The 24,049-nt window shown below is 61.5% G+C and carries 16 protein-coding genes; 3 read left to right on the plus strand and 13 right to left on the minus strand.

Features of this window, described 5'->3' with window-relative positions:
• Positions 1-27 precede the first annotated feature (27 nt).
• The 5 genes from AB7951_RS07655 to AB7951_RS07675 all read right to left on the minus strand — a co-directional run bounded on the left by AB7951_RS07655 (position 28) and on the right by AB7951_RS07675 (position 7,889).
• Positions 28-555, minus strand: coding sequence for a DUF3455 domain-containing protein (locus tag AB7951_RS07655; RefSeq protein WP_120292833.1), 528 nt, complete (start codon positions 553-555; stop codon positions 28-30).
• A gap of 45 nt (positions 556-600) precedes the next feature.
• Complete coding sequence (locus tag AB7951_RS07660) at positions 601-2,667, minus strand: prolyl oligopeptidase family serine peptidase (protein WP_120292831.1); 2,067 nt, start codon at positions 2,665-2,667, stop codon at positions 601-603.
• A gap of 94 nt (positions 2,668-2,761) precedes the next feature.
• Positions 2,762-3,976: an NADP-dependent isocitrate dehydrogenase gene (locus AB7951_RS07665; protein ID WP_068735892.1), complete on the minus strand. Its 1,215-nt coding sequence runs from the start codon at positions 3,974-3,976 to the stop codon at positions 2,762-2,764.
• Positions 3,977-4,182: 206 nt separating this feature from the next.
• Positions 4,183-5,910, minus strand: coding sequence for a carbamoyltransferase C-terminal domain-containing protein (locus tag AB7951_RS07670; protein WP_439061780.1), 1,728 nt, complete (start codon positions 5,908-5,910; stop codon positions 4,183-4,185).
• 248 nt (positions 5,911-6,158) lie between these two features.
• Positions 6,159-7,889, minus strand: a complete 1,731-nt coding sequence (locus AB7951_RS07675) for an alpha/beta hydrolase (protein ID WP_175367934.1) — start codon at positions 7,887-7,889, stop codon at positions 6,159-6,161.
• A 288-nt stretch (positions 7,890-8,177) separates the two neighbouring features.
• Between AB7951_RS07675 and AB7951_RS07680 the strand changes: the two genes are divergently transcribed.
• On the plus strand, positions 8,178-9,392 hold the full coding sequence (locus tag AB7951_RS07680) for a TrmJ/YjtD family RNA methyltransferase (protein WP_439061779.1): 1,215 nt from the start codon (positions 8,178-8,180) through the stop codon (positions 9,390-9,392).
• 204 nt (positions 9,393-9,596) lie between these two features.
• Complete coding sequence (locus tag AB7951_RS07685) at positions 9,597-10,418, plus strand: isocitrate lyase/PEP mutase family protein (RefSeq protein ID WP_439068561.1); 822 nt, start codon at positions 9,597-9,599, stop codon at positions 10,416-10,418.
• A 178-nt stretch (positions 10,419-10,596) separates the two neighbouring features.
• Here the strand turns inward: AB7951_RS07685 and AB7951_RS07690 are convergent, their stop codons facing one another.
• From AB7951_RS07690 to AB7951_RS07725, 8 genes are all read right to left on the minus strand, one after another.
• Positions 10,597-13,683: a DEAD/DEAH box helicase family protein gene (locus AB7951_RS07690; RefSeq protein ID WP_441255724.1), complete on the minus strand. Its 3,087-nt coding sequence runs from the start codon at positions 13,681-13,683 to the stop codon at positions 10,597-10,599.
• Positions 13,680-14,312, minus strand: a complete 633-nt coding sequence (locus tag AB7951_RS07695) for a retron system putative HNH endonuclease (protein WP_441255725.1) — start codon at positions 14,310-14,312, stop codon at positions 13,680-13,682. Before AB7951_RS07695 ends, AB7951_RS07690 begins: the two co-directional genes overlap by 4 nt.
• Positions 14,309-15,625 (minus strand): AAA family ATPase, encoded by a 1,317-nt coding sequence (locus AB7951_RS07700; protein ID WP_441255726.1) that lies wholly within the window; start codon positions 15,623-15,625, stop codon positions 14,309-14,311. The genes AB7951_RS07695 and AB7951_RS07700 overlap by 4 nt, the downstream gene beginning before the upstream one ends.
• Positions 15,622-16,875 (minus strand): restriction endonuclease subunit S, encoded by a 1,254-nt coding sequence (locus tag AB7951_RS07705; protein ID WP_441255727.1) that lies wholly within the window; start codon positions 16,873-16,875, stop codon positions 15,622-15,624. The genes AB7951_RS07700 and AB7951_RS07705 overlap by 4 nt, the downstream gene beginning before the upstream one ends.
• Entirely contained in the window at positions 16,872-18,881 is a 2,010-nt protein-coding gene (locus tag AB7951_RS07710) for an N-6 DNA methylase (protein ID WP_441255728.1), read from the minus strand. The genes AB7951_RS07705 and AB7951_RS07710 overlap by 4 nt, the downstream gene beginning before the upstream one ends.
• Before the next feature lie 42 nt (positions 18,882-18,923).
• Positions 18,924-19,391 carry a type II toxin-antitoxin system Phd/YefM family antitoxin gene (locus AB7951_RS07715; RefSeq protein WP_439068559.1) on the minus strand — a complete coding sequence of 156 codons (468 nt, stop codon included), beginning with the start codon at positions 19,389-19,391 and terminating at the stop codon, positions 18,924-18,926.
• A gap of 57 nt (positions 19,392-19,448) precedes the next feature.
• Positions 19,449-20,150, minus strand: a complete 702-nt coding sequence (locus AB7951_RS07720; RefSeq protein ID WP_439068558.1) for a hypothetical protein — start codon at positions 20,148-20,150, stop codon at positions 19,449-19,451.
• A 337-nt stretch (positions 20,151-20,487) separates the two neighbouring features.
• Positions 20,488-22,389, minus strand: coding sequence for a sigma 54-interacting transcriptional regulator (locus tag AB7951_RS07725; RefSeq protein ID WP_439068557.1), 1,902 nt, complete (start codon positions 22,387-22,389; stop codon positions 20,488-20,490).
• Positions 22,390-22,555: 166 nt separating this feature from the next.
• Here AB7951_RS07725 and AB7951_RS07730 point away from each other — a divergent pair, with 166 nt between their 5' ends.
• Positions 22,556-23,941: a CmpA/NrtA family ABC transporter substrate-binding protein gene (locus AB7951_RS07730; RefSeq protein WP_439068556.1), complete on the plus strand. Its 1,386-nt coding sequence runs from the start codon at positions 22,556-22,558 to the stop codon at positions 23,939-23,941.
• Positions 23,942-24,049: the final 108 nt, after the last annotated feature.

The following is a 24,049-nucleotide window of genomic DNA, read 5'->3' on the forward strand; positions in this document are numbered from 1 at the left end:
GCCGGAGTGTCCGCCGGCGAAATGTCCTTAGCCTTTGCGCAGGAACACGTAGTCGGCCGAATAGGGCTCGCTCTGTAAAGTGCCGGCGCCGCTGCAGGTGCCGCCGAGCGTGCCGCCAACGGTGTTGATGCGCTGTACCGTGGTTACGCCGCTCAACATGCCGCTGCCGCGATGCGAGGCGGCTTCGAGGCGGAGCCACGGAATGTCCTTGGCAGTGGTGCCTGGTGCGTTGCCGGTCACCTTACCGACCACCGCGCTGCCATCGCTGTATTCCCAGTTCGGTCCGACATAGTGCCGCCCCACGGTCTTGCCATCGGCCATCAGCGTGGCGATCGGCTCGCGGAACGTCCATGTCAGCTTTCCTGAAGCGTCGGCCTTGCACTCATAGACCTGCGCGCCTTCAGCATGCAGCTTGGCGATCTGCGTCTCGCCGGGGGCTGCAATCGCATCCGGCACCTGCGCCAAAGCAGAGAATGCGCCCGCGACACTGAGCGAGAGCGTGACAATCGTGGTCAGGATCGGGCGTTTGAAAACATGGGGCGTATTGCAGGTCATGTGAACCCTCTCTTGCTCTGGTTGGTAGTTGCTCTGTCGTTCGTTTTACGCAGCTCCAATCGTCCGCCGTAGAAACGCAAATCCCAGAGCCTGGCTCTGTGCCTGCTTGGTATTGTCCACGGCGCCGGAGTGTCCGCCCGCTACCGTCTCGTTGAACCAGACGGGATAGCCAAGCTCTTCGAGCTTCGCTGCCATCTTGCGGGCGTGGCCGGGATGGACGCGGTCGTCGGTGCGGTTGGTGGTGATGAAGATCGGCGGATAGGTCTTACCGGGCGCGATCAGGTGATAGGGCGAGTATTTCTGCAGATAGGCCCACTCGTCGGGAATTTCCGGATCGCCATATTCGGCGATCCAGCTCGCGCCGGCGAGCAGCTTGGTATAGCGCGCCATGTCGAGCAGCGGCACGCTGCACCAGACCGCGCCGAACAGTTCCGGATAGCGCGTCAGCATGTTGCCGACCAGCAGGCCACCATTGCTGCCGCCGTGGCACGCAAGCTTTTGCGCCGTCGTGATACCAGACGCTGCGAGATCGCGCGCCACCGCAGCGAAGTCGTCATGGGCCACATGCTTGGTGATCTTGCGCGAAGCCAGATGCCACGCCGGGCCGAACTCACCACCACCGCGGATATTGGCGATGGCGTAGAGATGACCTTGTTCGAGCCACAACTTGCCGGCGATGCCCATATAGGCGGGTGTCAGCGATATCTCGAAGCCGCCATAGCCATAGAGAATCGTCGGCCGGGGCGGGGCGCCGGCCGAGAGATTCTTGCCGATCAGGAAGTAGGGGATCCTGGTGCCGTCCGCGGCCACCGCATGGCGCTGCTGCACCTCGATGCCCTCGGGATCGAAATTGGGCGGCGAACTCTTCAGCGGCTCGGGTGCGCCGTGGCCTGTCCACAGTGCCGTCGTCGTCGGCCGGTCGAAGCCCGTGACGGTGAAGAGCATGTCGGTGCCGAGATCGGGATCGTCCTCGCCGCCGAAATTCTGCGCCGAGATCGTGGCGTTATCGGGCAATCCCGGAAGTGCCGTCTCGCGCCAGCCAGCCTCGCTCCGCTGCAGCAGAGCGAGGCGACCGCGGACGTTATCGAGGATTTCCAGCACGATGCCGTGCCGGGTCTCCGACCATGACTGCAGCGCACGGGTCGGTGTCGGCATGAAGACGATCTCGAAATCGCGTGCGCCAGACAGGAAGCGATCGAGGTCGATGACGGCGAGTGCGCCAGTCGGAATCGTCTCGTCGCCGACAGTCCAGTCCTGTTTCGGGCTGACCAGAAGATCATTGGCTTCGGCCGAGAGCGAGATCTCCTCCGGCAGTTCGAGGCGCAGGCGCTTCCCGGCATGCGGGCCATGCTTGCGCTCGACTGATATATGCGAGCGCGTGAAATCCAGCGCGCGCCAGTACATCACGCCTTCATGGTTCGGTCGGCGGTTGACGCCGAACCAGGCGGCCACGTCCTGCTTCTCGACCTCGAAGACGGTTTCAGCGGCAGCTAATGGCGTGCCGCGCATCCATCTGCGTACAGTGCGGGTATAGCCGGCCTCGGTGCTATCCTTGGGCGTCTGCGCGCTGCCGAGCAGCAGCGTGTCCTGATCGACCCAGCTCACCTGCGTCTTGGCTTTCGGGATGATGAAGCCGTCGGCAACGAAGCTCTTGCTGGGAATATCGAACTCGCGCACTTCGATCGCGTCAGTACCGTTGAACGACAGGCTGATCAACGCGCGGGTCTTGTCCGGCGAGCGCGCAGCACCTGCGAAGGCCCAGGAGATGCCTTCCGCTTTGTTTAGCGCATCGATGTCGAGCAGCACGTCCCATTCAGGCGTATCGGTCTTGTAGCTCTCCAGCACCGTGCGGCGCCAAAGCCCGCGCGGGTGAGCGGCGTCTTTCCAGAAATTATAGAGATAGTCGCCAGACTTTCCGACGAAGGGAATGCGATCGTCGGCGTCGAGGATTTTCATGACTGCGTCGAAATCGCGCTTGTAGCTATCGTCGCAGAGGAAGCCATCGGTGCGCGCATTCTGTGCCTCGACCCAGGCCACGGCTTTCTCGCCCTCGATTTCTTCGAGCCAGACATATGGATCATTGCTGCCGTCGGCGGGATTTGGCGCAGTCATGGGTCACCTCGAAAACGGAACGTCTCAAAAAGAAAGTCCGGGGTGCCTGAGGCAACCCGGACTTTCGGATGGTGCAGTCAGGAGAGGGCGGAAATCAGGCCGCCAGTTCCTTGGTCAGGTTTTCCGCGACCTTGTCGAGGAAGCCTGTGGTCGAGAGCCAGCGCTGATCGGCGCCGACCAGCAGCGCCAGATCCTTGGTCATGTAGCCGGCTTCGACGGTGTCGACGCAGACCTTTTCGAGGGTCTTGGCGAACTTCGCCAGCTCAGCATTGTTGTCGAGCTTGGCGCGGTGGGCGAGACCCTGGGTCCAGGCGAAGATCGACGCGATCGAGTTGGTCGAGGTTTCCTTGCCCTTCTGGTGCTCGCGGTAGTGACGGGTCACGGTGCCGTGGGCAGCTTCGGCTTCCACCACCGAACCGTCCGGCGTCAGCAGCACCGAGGTCATCAGGCCGAGTGAGCCGTAGCCCTGGGCCACGGTGTCGGACTGCACGTCGCCGTCATAGTTCTTACAGGCCCAGACATAGCCACCGGACCACTTCATGGCGGCAGCCACCATGTCGTCGATCAGGCGATGCTCATAGGTGATCTTCGCGGCTTCGAACTTGGTCTTGAATTCGGCGTCGAAGATTTCCTGGAAGATGTCCTTGAAGCGACCGTCATAGACCTTGAGGATGGTGTTCTTGGTCGACAGGTAGACCGGAACGCCGCGCGACAGGCCGTAGTTCAACGATGCGCGGGCGAAGTCACGGATCGAGTCGTCGAGGTTGTACATGGCCAGCGCAACGCCGGCGCCGGGGGACTGGAACACTTCGCGCTCGATCACGGCGCCATCTTCGCCGACGAACTTCATCGTCAGGGTGCCCTTGCCGGGGAACTTGAAGTCGGTGGCGCGGTACTGATCGCCGAAAGCGTGACGGCCGATGATGATCGGCTTGGTCCAGCCGGGGACCAAACGCGGCACATTGCTGCAGATGATCGGTTCGCGGAAGATCACGCCGCCGAGGATGTTGCGGATGGTGCCATTCGGCGACTTCCACATCTGCTTGAGGCCGAATTCCTTCACGCGCGCTTCATCGGGAGTGATGGTGGCGCACTTCACGCCGACGCCGTATTTCTTGATCGCATGGGCCGCGTCGATGGTGACCTGATCGTCGGTCTTGTCGCGGTATTCCATCCCGAGGTCGAAATACATCAGGTTGACGTCAAGGAAGGGGTTGATCAGCTTGTCCTTGATGTACTGCCAGATGATTCGGGTCATCTCGTCGCCGTCGAGTTCGACGACGGGGTTGGCTACCTTGATTTTTGCCATGGTGGTTCGGGCCTTTAGCGCGTTGCGGGAGGGATGATTTGTAGGGGGGCTATAGCACCGCGCAGGACCCGGCGAAAGCCGGGGCGTCATGCAGTTTCGGCGCAATTTTCAGCCCAAAACGCAGGCTGTTTTTGCTCAAAATGCAGCCTGCGCCGCGGTGCCCGCCGCCGCGTACCGGCTCACCGGCAGGCTGCCGTGCCGCGCCGTTACGTCGCGTCGCGCCGGTACAGGCCGCCCGTGGTCACCAGGAAATCGATCCGCCCGTCGAGCAGCGCCCGCAGCGCTTCGTCCGGGCTGTTGACGATGGGCTCCTCGTGCACATTGAAGCTGGTGTTGACCAGCACCGGCAATCCGCTGGCCCGGGCAAAGCCCTCGACAATGTCATAATAGAGCGGGTTGTCCGGACGCGCGATCACCTGCGGCCGCGCGGATCCATCGACATGGACCACGGCGGGGATGCGGTCCCGCCATTCCGGCCTCACGTCGCAGGCGATGGTCATGTAGCGGCAGGCGCGCGCATTGACGGGATTGACGTCGAACACCTCCGCAGCCCGTTCGGCGGTGATGACGGGCGCGAACGGCATGAATTCGGAACGGCTCAGCCGTTCGTTCAAGAGGTCGTGGGTGCCGCGCCGCGCCGGATTGGCGAGGATGGTCCGGGCGCCCAATGCGCGGGGGCCGTATTCCATCCGGCCATTGTAGATCGCGCCGATCTCGCCCGCCACCAACCGCTTCACCGCGCCATCGATCGGTGCCTCGTCGACACGGTGAATCCCCGGCGTGGCTGCGATGCCGTCGTCCAGCCCGGCCTGAAAATCGCGGCCGAGATAGACATCCCCGAGATCGCGGCGGCGGCCCAGCCATGGTGCCAGGCCGTCGCGCTGCATCAGGTAGGACAGCGCCCCGCCGATCGGCAGGCCGTCGTCGCCCATCGCCGGGAAAATGAACAATTCATCGATCGGCAATTGCTCGGCGAGCAGGCGGTTGAGCTTGACGTTGGCGAACACGCCGCCGGACAGGCCGAGATGTCGGGCCGGATGCCGCTGCAAAAGGCGCTGCAGCGACAGCAGCATGGTGTCTTCCAGCACCTTCTGGATCGACGCCGCAAAATCGGCACGGCCGGCCTGTTTGGCCAGCCGGCGCATCAACGCGTTCATCTGGTGATAGCTGCGAAAGCCGGACTGGATACGTCCGTCCGGGGCGACCGAAAAATACCCGGCGATCGTATCGGCCACGGTCGGTTGCCCCATGGCCGCGAGCCCGGTCAGCTTGCCCTCGTGCCGGTTGGGCCGAAATCCGAGCGACTTGGTCGCCGCGCTATAGGCGCGGCCCAGGCTGTCGACGGGATTTGGCAGGAACAGACAGGCGTCGTCGCCGCCATAGAGCGTCGTCAGGCGGCGCTCGGCGAAGTGCCGGTAGCTGTAATTGACATTGTCGCCGCCGCCATCGGCCGTCACCAGCAGGGCGTCCGGCCACGGGCTGTAGAACAAAGTGGGCAGCGCATGCGCCTCGTGGTGGTTGTAGAAATGGACCGCGGCATCGTCGCGGAAACCGCCGTCGCGCCGCCACGCCGCGGCATCGAAGACGTCCTCTGCCCGCGGCGCGCGGTAGCGATGCTGCTCGGCGCCGAGCAGCAGGCGGTCCTTGCCGACCCGGCTGCGATACTGCTCGCGCAGCCAGCGGAGGCCGCCGAGGCGCGGGAAATAGGCCTTGGGAAACATCGCACGGCTATAGGCGACGACGTCGACATCGCGCCGGGTGGCGCCGGCGATCGACAGCACCTCGTCGATGGCCGCATCGGGGTGAGTGCTGCCATCGCTTTTGCGCCGGGTCAGTCGCTCCAGCGCGATGGCGGCCTTCAGATCATAATCTTCGAAAATGGCGACGGCGGCGTCATGGACGCCGGAGTGAACGCTGAGGATAAGCTGAGGCATGAAGGCTGCAAGGTCGTTCCCGGGAGCGGCACATTACCTACCCCCCGCTACGACCGGCAAATCACGAGCGCTTGGCCGGGCACTCGCCTTCATCCGGATTGTCAGGGCAGGCAGGCCGCGAACACGGCAAGGCATCGTCGCCGCATGAGAGCGGCACGGTCCGCGGCCTCGCACGCCTGCCCCGGCGAAAGCCGGGGCGTTATGCGGTTTCAGCCCAATTTTGAACCCAAAACGCAGGCTGTTCGTGCTTAAAATGCAGCCTGCGTCGCCGTGCCCGCCACCACGTACCAGGTCACCAGCAAGCTGCAGATCAGGGCGCCCGGCAGGCTCGATCCGGTGCGCCGCCAGGTGAAAGTGGCAATCACGGCCACAATCGCCATCAGCGGCACGAACTGGATCGCCACGATGGTGTTCAGCGGGACCGAGGTGATCACCGCGGGTGCCGGGTCGATCAACTGGCCGTTCAGGAACAGGGCGCCGTACTGGATGCCCAGCAAGAGAGCGAAGCCAAAGGCCAGCGCGGTCATGTTGGTGAGGTAGACGGCGGACCGGCTGGCGCTGAGCGTCGAGAAATTCCGGTGCATCACGTGCAGGGCGATGACGAAGAACAGGGTGATCGGGGCGAGGTAGATCAGGGCCATCAGCGCCTGCTTGCCGTTGAGCAGCTTCAGCGCCACGATCCAGAAGCGGAAGTCGACGGTGAAGATCAGGTCGGCCAGCCACAGCGCCAGGTAGCCTGACGCGACGGTGGCGAGCGCGATGGCGATCGACAGGCCGATGATCCCGCGGCGGCTGGCGCGTTTTGGCGCGAACGGCATCAGCACCAGCGCGATGGCGGCGTTGATCAGGGCCCAGACCACGATCTGGTTGGTGATCCCCTGCGGCAGCCACGGCGATGCCTTGACCCAATTCCCGGCCAGCGTGAAGGCCGGATAATAGGTCAAAGCCGGGATCAGAACCGAGAGGACCAGAGCGCCGAGCCAGCGGCTGCGGTCGACTGGGGTCTCCAAAGGCTTCGAGCCATCCGCCGGCTCCGGCAGGATCAGCCGGGCAAACATGCGGGCCTCCAGCAACCCGTCGAAGATGCCGATCAGGAAGGCGACGAAACCGAGCAGCGCTATGCCGGTGCCGATCTCCTTGCGGAACCAGATCTGGTCGGAGGCCGGCAGCGGCGTGCCGCCGGTCAGCGTCTTGCCGAACCAGTCAAGCGCGTAGCCGATCGCCTCATGGGAGATGTGCTCGGCGGGATGGGTGATGGCCGGGGTATAGAGCACCCGGGCGGTGCCGGCGGCGAGGTCGCCATAGACCTTGCCCGGTTCGACCGCCGCATTCGTGCCGAACAGCGCCCACAGCTTCGGGCTGCTGACGGTGTCGCGGGCCTTCGGGACGCCCCACATCAGGGTCGAGAATTCTTCATACTTGGCGAACACCAGTGCGAGGTTGCGCGGCCAGGTGGGCGTGCCGTCGGCGGCGAAGGGTTTGCCGGTGGAGGAGCCTTCGAGCACCATGGCCTTGTAGTCGTTGGGCATGGCGGTGGCGGCGGCGAGCACGGTCCAGCCGCCCATCGAGTGGCCCTCGAGTCCGATATTGGTCTTGTCCACGATGTCCAGGCTGCGGAGCTTGGCGAGGCCATCCGGTCCGCCGAACCCGTTCGAGAATGCCGGCCCGTCGCTATAGCCGTGGCCGGTCTGGTCCAGCGCCAGCACCACATAGCCGCGGCGTGCGAATTCGATGGCGAAGCCGTCCTGGGTCTCGCGGGAATTGATGTAGCCATGGACCGCGAGGATGCCCGGCGCCGGGGTCTGCGGCGTGGCGTTTGGCGGGGTGTAGAGCAGGGCGCTCATGGTGTTGCCCTTAGCGCCCTTGAAGCGAATGTCCTCGATCTTGATGCCGCCCGAGGTCTGCGTCAGATGGGCGAGCAGGCTGCCTGCAACCATCATTGCGGCGCCAACTATCGCCAACGTCCATCTTGCGCGCATTGCATTCCTCCCATAATCCCGCGCCAGTGATACTGGTGACCGGGTTCGTTTGCAGTTTCGTTTGAACGTTACTGCTACCGGTAACCGAAACCAGACCCAAAGCAAACGGAGCGCGCGACCACGCGGGCCGGTTTTAGGGGAAATCTACCAAATCCCGGCAAGCCGCTCATCCGGCTGGCAAAAACCGTCCAGCTTCATGTGACTTGCAGCGCCCGGATGAGGTGTTGAATCAAAACCTTCACGGGTTGATTCAAGACCTTCAGAGATTGAATCAGAAAGTGAAGTGCGATGTCCGGTTCAGGCACCGACTCTACCAAGGCGCATACCGACCTGGTCGGCCCCGTTGTCATCCTCGTCGAACCGCAGCTCGGCGAGAACATCGGCATGTGCGCGCGGGCCATGGGCAATTTCGGCCTGACCCGGCTGCGCATCGTCAATCCCCGCGATGGCTGGCCGAACGTCCATGCCCGCCGTGCCGCCTCCGGCGCCGACCACATCCTCGACAAGGTCGAGCTGTTCGACACCGTCGAGGCGGCGGTCGCCGACTGCACATTGCTGTTTGCCACCACCGCCCGGGCGCATGACCAGGCCAAGCCGGTGGTCGCCCCCGAGGCCGCCGCCGCCGAGACCATCACCCATGTCGCCACCGGGGCGACCGCCGGCATCCTGTTCGGCCGCGAGCGCTACGGGCTCCAGAACGAGGAGGTCGCGCTCGCCAACCGGATCATCACCTTCCCGGTCAACCCGGCTTTCGCCTCGCTCAATCTCGCCCAGGCGGTTCTCCTGTGCGGCTATGAATGGTTCAAGCAGGCAACCGCGAACGCGCTGCCCTATGCCATGCCGGAGCGGTCGGAGCCGGCGTCGCAGCACCAGATGAGCGCCTTTTTCGACAACCTCGTCGGCGAGCTCGACAAGGTCGAATTCCTGCGCCCGCCGGAAAAGCGCGACACCATGCTGGTCAACCTGCGCAACATCTTCACCCGGATGGAGCCGACCAAGCAGGACATGCACACGCTGCACGGCGTGGTCATGGCCATCGCCGAGGGCCGCAAGGGCCCGGCCAAGGGCGGCGTGCTCGACGGCGAACAGGCGACCCGGCTGCGGGCGCTTCTGGCCGAACACGGGCAGGGTGCCCAGGCGCATGAGAGCGGCACGGTCCGCGGCCTAGCGCGCATGCTCCGCCGCAATCCGACCGATGCCGAGCGGCTGTTGTGGGACCAGCTCCGCGCCGATCGCCGCTTCGCCGGCCAGTTCAAGCGCCAGACCCCGGTGGGCCGCCACATCCCGGATTTCGTCTCGTTCCCGGAGCGCATCGCCATCGAGCTGGTCAATGCCGGCGAGACCGAGGTGATTGTCAGCGACCGCGCCGCCCGTCAGACCTGGCTGCAGGAGCGCGGCTACCGCGTGATCGCGATGCGGGCGGACGATGTTATCAGTGACATCGCGGCGGAGCTGGATCGGCTTGAGGCGTTGCTGGCGAGCGGGATGCCGGGGAAGGGGTAGCCGGAAATCGGGTGGCGCTTTACGCGATCGGGCCTACGAACCTGAATAACCGTCATTGCGAGGAGCCTCTTGGCGACGAAGCAATCCAGACCTTACCTTGTGGCTTCTGGATTGCTTCGTCGCTGCGCTCCTCGCAATGACGGCTGAGAGGTTCGTCCGGACCGCGAGCAACGCGATCCGAACTAAAAAACAAAGGGAGGCCCCATGACCATCTCCACCGCCGAGAAGCGCGCCAACTTCCGCAAGCTCCATGAGTCCGGCTGCTTCGTGCTGCCCAATCCCTGGGATGTCGGCAGCGCCCGCTATCTCGCGCATCTCGGCTTCAAGGCGCTGGCCTCGACGTCAGCCGGCTATGCCTGGTCCACCGGCCGCCCCGACAACAAGGTCACCGCCGATGATGTCATCGAGCACCTCGCTGATCTCTCCACCGCGACCGATCTGCCGGTGAATGCCGATTTCGAGGCCGGTTTTGCCGATGACCCTGAAGGCGTCGCCGCCAATGTCGCCCGCGCGGTGAAGAGCGGCATTGCCGGCCTCTCCATCGAGAACTCCACCGGCAAGGCCGACAAGCCGCTCTATGACGACATGCTCGCGGTGGAGCGCATCAAGGCCGCCCGCGCCGCCATCGATAGCGTCGATCCCGCAGTGATGCTGGTCGCCCGCTGCGAAGGTTTTCTCCATGGCGAGCGCGACCTGAAGAAGACCACGGCGCGCCTTGTTGCTTTCGCCGAAGCTGGCGCCGATTGCCTCTATGCGCCGGGCGTCGCCTCGGACGAGGAGATCACCACGCTGGTGAAGGCGATCGGCGGCAAGCCGCTCAATGTCCTGACCGTACAGCCGACCATGACCGTGGCGCACCTCGCCAGCCTCGGCGTCCGCCGCATCAGCGTCGGCGGCGCGCTGGCGCGCGTGGCCTGGGCGGGGTTCATGCAGGCGGCGCAGGAGATCGCCGGGCAGGGGACGTTTACGGCCTTTGCGAATGGTGCGAAGGGCGGGGAGCTGAACAAGCTGTTTTCGGGGAAGTAACACTCGTCATTCCGGGGCGCGAGAGCGCAGCTCGAGCGAACCCGGAATCCCGAGATGGCTACGGCAAAACATATCGAGATTCCGGTTCTGCATCCGCCGGCTCCGCCGTCTGATGGCGCGGCACTTCACCTCTTCTCATCAGGGAGAGGTCGACGCGGGTAGCGCGGCAGGCGAGGATCTACACGGCGCGTGGCAACAAAGAGTTTTCCGCTGGATCATCGCTGGAGTGTGCGGGCAGGACATCGTCTGGAGCGAAACGAAGTTTCCGGTAGGTTTCCGAGGAAAGCCAGCCAGTGACGACGTTCTGAAACGCCTTATCATTCATGAATCGCGCGAAAATCTCTTCATTTTGGTCCATCCTTTCGACAAACAGAGCTTCAAGCAAATTCTTGAATACCAGCTCGAATTTGTCTCCAGGATTTACGACTGCAGCCTGTTTCAGTGCGGCATCCAAAATTGCCGCTTCCACGATTTGATCGAAGAACAGCTGATCAGCCTGATTGAAGTCGGTGCCGAAACGGTCGTTGACGACATCGATGAGTCGGGAAAGTCGAACAGCTTCCTCATGAAGGACACCGGTTCCGACCTCGGATGGGCCGTCTAGCCGATTGGCCTGACCATTGCTGAGGCTGATTGAGCCTTCGCTGATCTTCTGAAGGCGATAATACTCCAGCCGCACCTCGTCATCGAACTGGTAGGACGGCCCCGCGCCACGTTTCGGCAATTTTGTCGCAAGGTGGCGCAAGAACACATAAAGGCGTTCGAGGTCCGTATCCTGATAAGGAATGATCTGGCTGAGGAAGCCATAGAGGCTACAGAAGGCCAGCAGCTTGCCGCGCCAGAGATCGGTCTCGTCGGGCTTTTCCTGCTGAAGCTCTTTGAAGCGGGCCACACAAGGATCGAGCGCCGCATTCATCAACTGATGATCGTTCGCGCTCTGGCGCTGACGTGGCTTGAAGTAAACAGCGCTGAAGCGTTCAACGTCGGTAATCACATAGATGCCATTGGCGTCGAGTTCGCTTTTGATCTCGTACATTCGAGCCGGGTCGACTTCCTCGCCGATCTCCGCGCCATCAAAATAGGTCTTGAACGCCGCCCGGATTTCATCGCGTTCATTGACGAAATCGAGAATGAACGTATCTTCCTTCAGAGGGTGAATTCGATTGAGGCGCGACAGGGTTTGCACAGCTTGGATTCCGGCGAGACGCCGGTCGACGTACATCGTGTGCAATAGCGGTTGATCGAAGCCGGTTTGGTATTTTTCGGCAACGAGAAGTACCTGATATTCCTGGGTGGCAAAGGCCTCCGGCAATTCTTTTTCGCGAACACCGAGATTCATGCCTTCCTCAGTATGGATTACATCCTCCAGCTTGTCGTCTGTGACAACGCCCGAGAAGGCGACCAGCGACTTGATGGCGTAGCCCTTCTCCTTGATGTAGCGGTCGAAGCTCTGCTTGTAGCGGACCGCTTCTAGGCGAGAGCCAGTGATCACCATCGCCTTTGCGCGACCACCAATCTTGTGTTGGGTCGCGGCGTGGAAATGCTCGATCATAACCTCGGTTTTTTGGCCGATATTGTGCGGATGCAGCTTGAGGAAACGCGCCAGCGCGCGGGCTGCCTTCTTTCGCTCAACGTTCGGATCGTCCTCGCTCGCCTTGAGAAGTCGAAAATAAGTGGCGTAGGTCGTGTAGTGCTTCAGCACGTCGAGGATAAAGCCTTCCTCAATGGCTTGTCGCATCGTATAACGATGCGCGGGCTTGTCGTCGCGTCCGAACACCTTGAAGGTCTTGTGCTTGGGGGTCGCGGTGAAGGCGAAGAAGCTCAAATTCGCCTGCCTTCCGCGCTTCGCCATCGAGCGGTATAGTTCTTCGACATCTTCTTCGTCGTTTTCAGCCATGTATTTCGCGGCTTCCTCGCGAAGACCCTGGCCGCCGAGAACTTCCTTGAGATCGGTCGCTGTTTCGCCACCCTGCGAACTGTGCGCCTCGTCGATGATTACGGCGCAATGCCGCGACTTTAACGTGCCGCCATCCGCTGCCCCGCGCTCTTCTGCCATCTTCGCAAGCTGGCGCGAAACGAATGGGAACTTCTGCAAGGTGGTGATGATGATCGGCACGGCGCTTTCGAGCGCTTCGGCAAGCTGGCGTGAACTCTCGTCGATCTTCTGCACGACGCCATGCTTGTGCTCGAACTGGTAGATCGTGTCCTGAAGCTGCTTGTCCAGCACGACTCGATCGGTAATCACGATCACGCTGTCAAAGACGCGGTTGTTCTTGTCGTCATGCAACGATGCCAGCCGGTGCGTGAGCCAGCCGATGGTGTTGCTCTTGCCGCTGCCGGCCGAATGCTCAATCAGATAGTTATGGCCAACGCCTTCGCGCTGCGCTTGATCGACCAGCGAGCGAACCGCTTCGAGCTGATGGTAGCGCGGAAAGATCAGCGTCTCCTTCTTGACCTTCCGGCCTTGATCGTCGCGCTTTTCCTCGATTTGTAGATGGATGAAGCGCGCCAGCAGATCGAGCAGGCTATCCCGCTGTAAGACCTCTTCCCAGAGATAGGCCGTGCGATAAGTGCGCCCCTTCAGATCAGGCGCGTTGCCCGCGCCGCCGTCGCAGCCCTTGTTGAAGGGGAGGAAATGGGTGGCGGAGCCAGCAAGCCGCGTCGTCATGAACACGGTGTCGGTATCGGCCGCGAAGTGGACCAGCATCCGGCGTTTGAACTCGAAGATCGGCTCGCGCGGATCTCGGTCGGCCCGATATTGGCGCAAGGCATGGTCGACGGTCTGTCCCGTCATCGGGTTCTTGAGTTCGACCGAGGCGACCGGAATGCCGTTGATGCTGAGTGCAACGTCCAGCGACTTCTCGGAGGCTTTCGAGAAATGCAGCTGCCGGGTGATACCGACGCGATTAGCTGCGTAGCGCGCCTCAAGCTCAGGGTTGAGGCCGTGCGCCGCCTTAAAGAAAGCCACGCGCAGGGTCTTTCCGTAGCACTTAAAGCCATGGCGCAAGGTGGCGAGCGAGCCTTCCCGATCCATCCATTTGGTGAGATCGGTCAGGATCTGCGCGTCGGTCTTTTCACCGTGGAGCGCCTCTAGAGCCTTCCATTCCTTGGGCTGGGTGGCGCGGATGAACCCCAGCAACGTCTCTGGAAAGATCGCCCGGTCACGGTCGAAGCCCGCTGCCGGTTCCGGCACGGCGCCATTGCCCAGCATTGTCGCTTCAATGACAGTCTCGAAAGCGCCTTCCGAATGCCGGGCGTGGTTCATGCTGCTACCCCCACCAACTTCTGCCGAAGAAACCAGACCGCAACGGGACTGAACGGCTGACACTCGGCGACATGATTTGTGCGTTGATTGATCTGCGCCTGTATCTTTTGTCGCGCGTTCGGAGTTGAGCGCCACCAAATCAATACAGTTTCAAGGACCGCCTTTCGACTGTTTTTTAGGTAGGCGAGATTCAAACCGAGTACATCGTGCAGCTGAGCGTCAAATACTGCATCTGTGCTTTCTACACTTCCATCGGCAAGATAGCGCAGGCGGGTTTCAATCATGTGGGCTGTTGTCGCCGGATTCCACTGCAGGTCGCGGTCGGCTTTTCTTGTATCACAATGCTGGTCAGGGGCCGCTTGGCCTTGCCCGCCAAGACAGGCGCCGAGCAGATTGCCGTAGGTGAGCTGATGCTGTGGATAATTCGCTTGGGATTGCCAATGCTCAATCTTCATCGCAGTCGGCTCGGCTCGAATGCGCCCGGTGCAGTAACAGCATAGGCCCTTCTGCTCGCCGACAAGGGCAGTGCGTAGTTCGTCCTTCTGCGCGTAGTTGTGGTAATCGGTGTACGCCTGCGCCCGGTGCTGTCTCAGACTATTTGGCTCGGCAGATTTGATGATCGTCCTCACGCATCCCCCTCCATGAAGTCGAGAAGCGTGCGGGCGCGTGTTATCTCAGGATCATCAGCGCCGATTTCTTCAGACAATGCCTCGATCGCGGCTCTTGCCTCCGCGCTCTTGTTCGCGATCAATTTGGCGATGCGGCCGATTTCTTGTTCAATCGCTGGGTTTCGCGAGTCTGTGTTCATCACCTCTTCCAGCACTCGGCTGGAGTCGATCCCGAATGACCGCCTCGGCGAATAGATTCGCCCGTCTTTGATCATCTGAATTCTATCGTGCGGCACTTCTCCAATGATCTGCGGTGAATGCGTGGTCGCAATGAACTGGCAATTCGGAAATGTACGTTCAAGATTACCCACGATCTTCCGCTGCCATTGTGGGTGCAAATGGAGATCGATCTCATCAATGAGAATTACGGCTTCGCCGCTCACGAGAGGATCATCGAGTCGCGGATTCGCCTGGGCGAGGCGCTTGGAAATGTCGAGGATGAGGGCTAACACGCTACGCTCGCCGTCCGACAGCAAGCGCACATCAAGTGTCGTGCCGTTGATGTCTATCTCGACTCTTGACGTGCTTTCTCCAGACGGTCGCAAATTCGAATAGCCAGGCAAGAATCGCTCGAGTGCTGCTCTTATCCCAGCAACCAGATGCCGTGAGGCGGGTCGCTCGGACGCCAGCTCGATCTGAGCGCGCATCCAGTCGGCGAACTGGCGTAGGCTGAGTGCGTTCGATTGTAGCGCATTCACATAGGCAAGCTGTGTTGTGCCTGCAGCAGACTTGCGCTCCGCCTGTTCGTTCATGATTGATCGAGCGGTGGAGTAATGTATGATCAATGGCGCACTAGGCTCGCTGCTCGCCCGAGCCTTCAGGGCGTTTTTTGAGGGGTAGAAGTACACGGAGTCTGCAGGAGACATCGTTTCCTGCAACTCACGTAATTGGCTGCGAAGGCGATCCCTGGGACGTGCTGTTTCAAGAATTTCACGACGCAGGCGTTCAACGTTCTCCAGGGTATCGGCAGAGACCTGTTCCCGCCATTCGCGCAGCTGTACAAATGCTTCAGCTGTGTCTCCGAAGCTGAGATGCAAAGCGGCTTCAGCGAAGGGCGCGTTGTTATGAATGTCGTCGACGCCAAGGCCGAAGGGCTTGAACGGCATTTTCTGAAGGGCAGACAAGAGATGCGAGCCACAGCAGCGAATGGTGTCCAGCGCTGTACTCTTGCCCGCGCCATTGATGCCGATGATCAGGTTGAAGCCGGAGTTGAAGGCGAACTCGGCCTCTTTAAACGCCCGCACATTGTCCAGCGAAAGCCGCGTGATCTTCATGCTGCCTCCGGAATTTCGATTTGACCGGTGACGGCGCTAGCGATTAGCGCGTCGCGACGTTCCTTCAGCAGCGTGATGGAGTACTCTGTGGCAGCGCGGATACCATCCTGCCGTGCAACGGAATTGGCGAGATGCTTCGTGATTGTTTGCTGCTCGGCGAGCGGCGGAAGGGCTATCGGAAGGTAACCATAGCGATTTGGGTTCAGGTTCGCCTGGCCGATTGATGGCAGCGCCTCGGCTCGCGCCCAGGCTAGCGCATAGGATGAGTTGAGCACCCAGTTCAGATATTCAGGAAGAACTGTCTTTTCGCAGCGCAGTCGGACTAAATATGAAGCGAAGGATATCGGAAAATCGACGTTGCCCCGAAACAGCGCGACCTTGCCGATTTGATCCAAGCTGTTCGTCCGATTAAAAACGAGGTCGCCCTCCTGAAGCAGCAATCCATCCTCGACTTGATCGAGGTAAGCCAGCTTCGAGAAATCCAGTTCGCCATCCCGAATGTCGCCCATTCGAAGAATTGCAATTGAGCCAACCACATCGGTCGCATCAGAAGTCCCGTAATCGAGGTGAGCGAGTACCCTCTTGAGGTGACAAGCCTCCCAATGTGCGGGGATGTCGCCGAGCCAGTCGGTGCCGGAGGGGCGAAGCGGGGCGGAGGGGGTCAGCCCGCGCAAGATTGCCTCGGCAACAATTGCGCGTCGCTTCTCGGCCAGAAGATCGAGCAGGAGCTGCTTGGCGGCGATCAGGGCGTCGATTTCAGCGGTTTCGCTAGTGAGATACTTTGAGATGTGTCTCTGCTTCGCGATAGAAATGCAAGGTGCTTGAATGGCTTTGATTTCATCGGTGCTCAACTCCATGAAAGTTGAGCCCCGACCCAATACCTGAAGGTATCCGGTCTGAGCGGTGAGCCAATAATAGAAAAACTCATTGTCCGTCTCAGTTGTTGGTTCCAGAAGGAAGCAACCCTGATTACAGCAAAGCTCGACCTCCGAGATGGCTAATTGCCCAATAGGCGCGCGCTTTGTCAGCACGATAGAACCAGCTGGTGCCATCGTCGCGCTACAATTTTCGAATCCTTCTTTGGTTATTCGCCGCCGAGTTGATGAGAGTGTTTTTGAGCCGCCGCTTACATCCTCCGGCGTGGCCCAAAAAATGTCGCCATCCCAAAAATCCGAATTGCCGCTCTGCGGTGTTGCACCGCTCGAAACTGTAAACAAGAATCTAAGTTGCTTGTGTGGAAAGACGCTCATTCCGTCACGTCCCGCAGCAACCGTAGGATTTCGTCTTCTGCCTTCTTCAGATCCGCATCTATCTCGGCCAGCCTGCGCGGCGGTGTGAACTTATAGAAGTGGCGGTTGAAGTTGATCTCGTAGCCGACCTTGTCCTTGGCGCGGTCCATCCAGGCATCAGGCACATGCGGCAACACCTCGTGCTTGAAATGAGCGTCGATATCGGCCTTCAGCGGCACGTTCTCGAAATCGCGCAAATCGGCATCGGCCTCCAAGCCTGTCCCCTTTTTGAGCGGAGCACCTTTCGGGTCTTTCACGGTGAACACCGTGCGAAAAAGCTTTTCCTCCGTTGTCTTCCAGCGCGAGCCCGATTTCTTGAGTAGCTTCTCGATGCTGGCCCAGACCGCGTTCCAATCCAGATGCGGCTCGCGGCCGAGCGCCTTATCGATGGCCTGAATGTCATCCAGCAGACGTGGCGCGGCATCCAGAAAGCGGGCCTTGTCCTCTACCGTCATCTGATAGCGCAGCTTTAAGGGTCGCTCGACCGTGATGCGAGTGTAGCCGAAATCCTTATTGTCAAATAGCTTGGATTTCTCGTTCGCTTTGAACCGGCCATAGAGCCGGACGATGTCGGCGATCTGATCGGGTTCGTCGGCGCGGTCGTCACCGTCCAACGCCTTGCCTTCGCCGATCTTGCGGCGCTTATCGCCTTGGCTGCGGCGCATAGGAATCCAAGTTTCACGTGCATCGACAAGCTGGATTTTGCCCTTGCGCTCCTTCGCCTTCCGGTTGGTGACAAGCCAGATATATGTGCCGATGCCGGTGTTGTAGAACATCTGCTCCGGCAGGGCGACGATAGCTTCCAACATGTCGCGTTCAATGATCCAGCGACGGATTTCGCTTTCGCCGCCTCCCGCGCCGCCGGTGAAGAGCGGCGAGCCCGAGAACACGATGGCCGCGCGCGAGCCGTACTTCTGCGCCTTCGGGTCGACATCCTCAAACTTTGAGATCATATGCTGAAGAAACAGCAATGATCCGTCATTGACGCGTGGCAGACCGGCGCTCCATGGGTCCGTCTTTGGGGCCTTCTCGTGCCGCCGGACGATCTCCTTCTGCTGCTTCTTCCAATCAACGCCGAAGGGCGGATTGGCGATAAAGTAATCGAAGTTCTGTCCTTCGAACTTGTCGTCGAGAAAGCTATCCCCGAATTGAACGTTCTCGCCGCCGCCGTTGTGGTCGACCTCTTTCATGAGCATGTCGGACGCGGCGGTAGCAAACGCGCGTTTATTGTAATCCTGTCCATAGACGTATAGTTTCGCATCGGCATGATGATCGCGCATATACCTCTGCGCGCCGGCAAGCATACCACCCGTGCCGCAGGCTGGGTCGAGCATCCGCATGGCGATGCCTGGCTTGCTCAGAAGATCGTTCGCATTGAGCAAAAGCAGATCAACCATTAGCGTGATCACCTCGCGTGGAGTGAAGTGATCGCCTGCTGTCTCGTTCGCAAGTTCGTTGAAGCGGCGGATCAGGTTCTCAAAAACCATCCCCATCTTGTCGTTCGGAACGACATTTTCATCCGGCCGTAGATCTACCTCACAAAATTTCTTAATGATGAGATAAAGAATGTTAGCTTCGCGCATCTTCTCGATTTCGTTTCCGAACTCGAAGTAATCAAAGATGCGGCGGACGTTGGCAGAGAAGCCGTTGATATAACTGGTCAGGTGGCTGTGAATGTTGTCCGGATCGCCCATCAATTTCTGAAAGTCGAGTTGCGAACGATTATGGAAGCGATGTCCCGAAGCCTTGTTGAGCATCTGGTCGAGAGCGTCGTCTTTCAGCTTGCCGCCTTTGCGGCGCTCGAATTCGGCTAGCACTTTCGGTTTCGTGTCCGCCAGAACGCAATCGAAGCGGCGTAGCACCACAAGCGGCAGCATGACGCGCTCGTACTGTGGCGGCCGATAGGGCCCGCGCAGCAAGTCGGCGATTTGCCAGATCAGGTTCGTGAGTTCAGAATCGGTGGCCATCCTATGCTGCCATCCGGGTCGCGTTGCGAATGCTTATCATCGTCACGTTTCGTCCCCCTTGTCCTCTGCGGATGCCGAATCAGAGTTTTGATTTTCGGTTTTTCCGCAAAGGCGCTCGTATTCCTCGACCGCCATGACGACGACGACGGATCGCCCGTGTTTCTCGATAGCGACCGGCTTTGCTCGCGCCATATCAATCAGCTTGCCAAAGCCATTCTTGGCGTCACGCGCCGACATGTGTTGCATCGACGGCATCCTCAAAAGAGCTACTTTGGCTCTTTTGGCAGCGATAGGGCTCGGGATCAATAGTGGCGCTGTTAAAGCCGGATCCCCGGGCTTTTGCCGAACAGCGCCGTGGTGGGCTGGAATAGTGCGGCGTTCTGTGCGGCTGTTGAGGAAGCTAATCACGATGAAGATAAAGTCGTGGCTGCGGGCGGCGCCGAAGGCGTAACCGAGTGGAAGTCGGCGGCGCTCCGCTCTGTGACGATCATGAACCGGTGTCGTCGCCACGCACGTCCGTGCCGCACGGCGCGGACGTGCGTGGGCGATCGCGCTTCCCTCCGGTGCCTACACCCTCCGCCGCGGTCCCCGCGGCCGGAACGCCGGATTGTCCCGCTCGCGCGGCGTATGCGCGTCTTCCAGCAGCGCCATCGCCTCATCGGGGATGCGGTCGATGTTGACGCCGCCGCAGCGCATCTGCCACAGCGCCTTGCGGACCGCGGTGTCGCGGTCGATCCAGTCCTGCCCGGTGCGCGTCGGCCCGTCGGGGCGGCGGCGCGGGCGGCGGTTGCCCATATATTCCAGCCGCGCCATCTTCAGCACCTGCATGGCCTCGATCAGCCGGTCGAGATCGACACTGGGGCTGCTCCACAGCTCAGCAGCGCAGCGCTCGGCCAGCAGATGGAGCTTGTTGCCCAGCATGCGCAGCTTCAGCCGGCGCCCGGCGCGAGCGGTGGGCATCTTGTCATTGGCAGCAGGCGCAAACGGGTGACGCTGCCAGCCGAAGTCGCGCGTCCATTTCGCGATGGTGCCGTTGGCAACGCCCATCCTCGCCGCGATCTCCCTGTGGGTCAGCGTGGTCTCTTCGATGAGGCGGCGCACCCCGGCGACCGTGGCATTCGTATGCGGACGCTTCGATCCCTTGGGACGTCCGCCCGCAACCGGCGGCGGTCCGCCATCCGCATCCACCCGAACGCGCGCCACCGTATCTGCGGAGGAGTCGATGACGCGGATGTTGGAGGGAAACAGAGGATAGGCAGGATAGCGCATGCTGACTCCCTTTAGAGCGCGGTCAATCGGAATTGGAATATATGCCTATTACAGGAGAGCGCAAGCGGGCGCCTAACTCCATCTAACCTCTCCCCGCCTTTTGCGGGGAGAGGTCGCCGCGTCTTCGCGGCGGGTGAGGGGCGATCGCGGGTGCTGCGGCATGCGCGGGTTCTCGGGTCGGAAAGTATCGACGGGATGGTGCGATCCGAGAATGTTTCTTTGTTGCATCGCTCTTGCCATGCCCCTCATCCCACCCTTCTCCCACCCTAGCGAAGCTTCGCTTCGCACGGGTGCGGGGAGAAGGAGCGCGCCGCCGGTGCGCCGTCTCGGCTGAGCGTTAGCCAGCCCGTCCGCGCGCACCTTCGATCCCCAACACCTTCATCCGCGACGCCAGCGTCGTCGGTTTGATGTCCAGCAGCTCAGCCGCGCCGCCGGGACCGAACACCTTGCCGGATGTCGCGGCAAGCGCCGCGAGGATGTTGCTGCGTTCGTGATCGCGCAGTTCGGCTGATGTCATCACCGCCGGCCGGGCGTCGGACTTCACGCGATGGGTGCCCGCGGCGTGATGCGGGCCGGGTGCATCGGGCAGGTCGATCCGCAACCGGCCGTTCTGCGACAGGATCACCGCGCGCTCGATGACGTTCTGCAGCTCGCGCACATTGCCCGGCCAGTCGTAGCGCGACAGCCGCCGCGCGTCGCCTTCGGACAATCGCAGATCCGATTTCAGTTTCTCGCTGAGCAGGAAGTGCTGCGCCAGCAGGGGAATGTCCTCGCGGCGGTCGCGCAGCGGCACCGACTCCACGGGAAACACGTTCAGCCGGAAATACAGGTCCTCGCGAAACCGTCCGCGCTGGACTTCCTGTTTCAAATTGCGGTTGGTGGCGGCGATGACGCGGACATCGACGGAGCGGGTGCGTTCCTCGCCGACGCGCTCGAAATTGCCTTCCTGCAACACGCGCAGCAGCTTGCCCTGCAGCTCCAGCGGGATCTCGCCGACCTCGTCGAGAAACAGCGTGCCGCCATCGGCGAGCTGGAAGCGGCCGATGCGGTCGCGCACCGCGCCGGTGAAGGCGCCGCGCACATGGCCGAAGAATTCGCTCTCGAACAATTCGCGCGGGATCGCCGCGCAATTGACGCGGATCAGAGGCCGGTCGCGCCTGCCGGAGGCTTCGTGGATTGCGCGCGCGATCAATTCCTTGCCGGTGCCGGACTCGCCGGTGATCATCACCGCCGCGGTGGTGGGCGCGACCAGCTTGACCTGCCGCAGCGTTTTCTGGATCGCCTCGCTCTGGCCGATGATCCCGCGCGGATTGGTCTCGATGCGGATTTCCTCTTGCAGATAGGCGTTTTCAAGTTCAAGGCGTTCGCGCAGCCGGTCGACTTCGGCGAGTGCGGCATGGAGTTTTTCATCGGCCTCGCGGCGCTGGCTGACATCGCGAAACACGATCACGGCGCCGACCACCATGTGGCGGTCGCGGATCGGCGTGGAGGTGTATTCGACCCAGACCGGCGAGCCGTCCTTGCGCCAGAACACCTCGTTGTCGACATTGTGCACGGCGCCGTCGCGAAACGCCGCATAGATCGGGCAGTCGTGATCGGGATAGTGGCTGCCGTCGTGATGGCTGTGATGCACGATCGGGTGGATTTCCTTGCCGACGAGTTCATCGGCGGTCCAGCCCAGCATGCGCTCGGCAGCGGGATTGACGAAGGTGGTCTTGCCATCGGCATTGACGCCGTAAATGCCTTCGCCCGCGGCGCGCAGGATCAGCTGGTTTTCGCGTTCGATGTCCTGGAACACGCGCTCGACGCGCTGCCACGCGGCTATGCCGCCGCGCATGTGATCCTCGGCCGCGGCGTCCACATGGCGGCGGCGGCGCTGTTCGAGATCGCTCATGGTGAGCAGCAGCAGCGCGCGTTCGCCCTGCGGCACCAGCGATCCCGCATATTCGAGCTGCAACGCTTCGCCGGTGGCGTGGCGCGGCGTCAGCGTGTTGGTCCAGTACGAGCCCTTGGCCAGAACCGCCTGGGTGAACACGATCAGCGCCGGCAATTGGCCCGCATGGAGCGCGCTGATCTTGATCTGGCGCAGCAGCGCGCGGTCATAGCCGAGCAGGGTGCAGGCCGCCGGATTGGCGTCGATGATCTGGTCGGCATGGGGATCGAGCAGCAGCGTCGGCTCGACCGAATAATCGAACGCGATGGTTCGCAAATCATGCGGCTGGGCCGTTGCCAAATCCATCGGCGAAACTCCGAAAAATCGTAATCATGCTACGAATTTTCGTGTAGCACGAATTCTCGTAATCGCCAAGAATGGGCCGAAATCCCTGCGGCGATTGGACATTCCGGCGCGCGCCGGGCTGGCACACTCCTTGCGTAAATGACCGGAGCGTCACCGAGGAGGTCACATGTCCACATTCGACAATCCGTTCGATCCCGCCCGCCGCTTGCGCGCAGGCGCCTGCAGTTGCGGTCAGCACGCCAGCCAGTCCGAGCATGAGGCCACGCTGCAGCTTCGCTGCGACATTCCCGAGACCGAGGACAAACGCTACGAGGGTGTTGTCGCCTCGGCGGTGATGCGCGCGGTGTTCCCGAAAGAGGTCGCGCGCCGCGCCTTCCTGAAGTCGGTCGGTGCGTCCAGCGCGCTGGCGGCGCTGTCGCAGTTCTTCCCGATCAAGACGGCGACCGAGGTGTTCGCGCAGGGCGCGGGCAAGCTGGAAAAGACCGACCTCAAGGTCGGCTTCATCCCGATCACCTGCGCGACGCCGATCATCATGGCCGATCCGCTGGGGTTCTACAAAAAGCAGGGCCTCAATGTCGACGTGGTGAAGACCGCCGGCTGGGCCGTCATTCGCGACAAGACCATCAACAAGGAATACGACGCCGCGCATATGCTGGCGCCGATGCCGATCGCGATCTCGCTGGGCCTCGGCTCGCAGCCGATCCCCTATACCGTGCCGGCGATCGAGAACATCAACGGCCAGGGCATCACGCTGGCCATGAAACACAAGGACAAGCGCGACCCGAAGGACTGGAAGGGCTTCAAGCTCGCCATCCCGTTCGACTATTCGATGCACAATTATCTGTTGCGCTACTATCTCGCCGAACACGGCATCGATCCCGACACCGATGTGCAGCTGCGCTCGGTGCCGCCGCCGGAAATGGTCGCGAACCTGCGCGCCGACAATATCGATGGCTTCCTGGCGCCCGACAATATCTGCCAGCGCGCGATCTATGACGGCGTCGGCTTCATGCATATCCTGTCCAAGGAAATCTGGGACGGGCATCCGTGCTGCAGCTTTGCGGCCAGCAAGGAGTTCATCACGACGTCGCCGAATTCCTTCGCCGCGCTGACGCGTGCGATCGTCGATGCCACCGCCTATGCGTCGAAGGCGGAGAACCGCAAGTCGATCGCCGAGGCGATCGCGCCGGCCGCCTATCTCAATGCGCCGCCGGTGGTGCTGGAGCAGGTGCTGACCGGCACCTATGCCGACGGCCTCGGCGGCATCAAGACCGACGCCAAGCGCGTCGATTTCGATCCGTTCCCGTGGCAGTCCTTTGCGGTGTGGATGATGACCCAGATGCAGCGCTGGGGCCAGATCAAGGGCGACGTCGACTACAAGGGCGTCGCCGAACAGATCTATCTCGCCACCGACACCGCCAAGGTGATGAAGGAGATGGGCCTGACCCCGCCGACGACGAGCTACAAGTCGTTCGCGGTGATGGGCAAGACCTTCGATCCGGAGAAGCCGAAGGAATATCTGGCGAGTTTTAAGATCAGGAAGGCGACGTGAAGTGAGTGTGGCACGCCAATTACTCAGGCTGTCGTCCCCGCGAAGGCGGGGACCCATACACACCGTGTCTGTGTGGCGGCATGGTGAGGGTTGCGCTCGATCCGAGAG

It is taken from the genome of Tardiphaga sp. 285_C5_N1_2 (genome assembly GCF_052076065.1).
In the GTDB taxonomy this organism is placed as follows: Bacteria; Pseudomonadota; Alphaproteobacteria; order Rhizobiales; family Xanthobacteraceae; genus Tardiphaga; species Tardiphaga robiniae.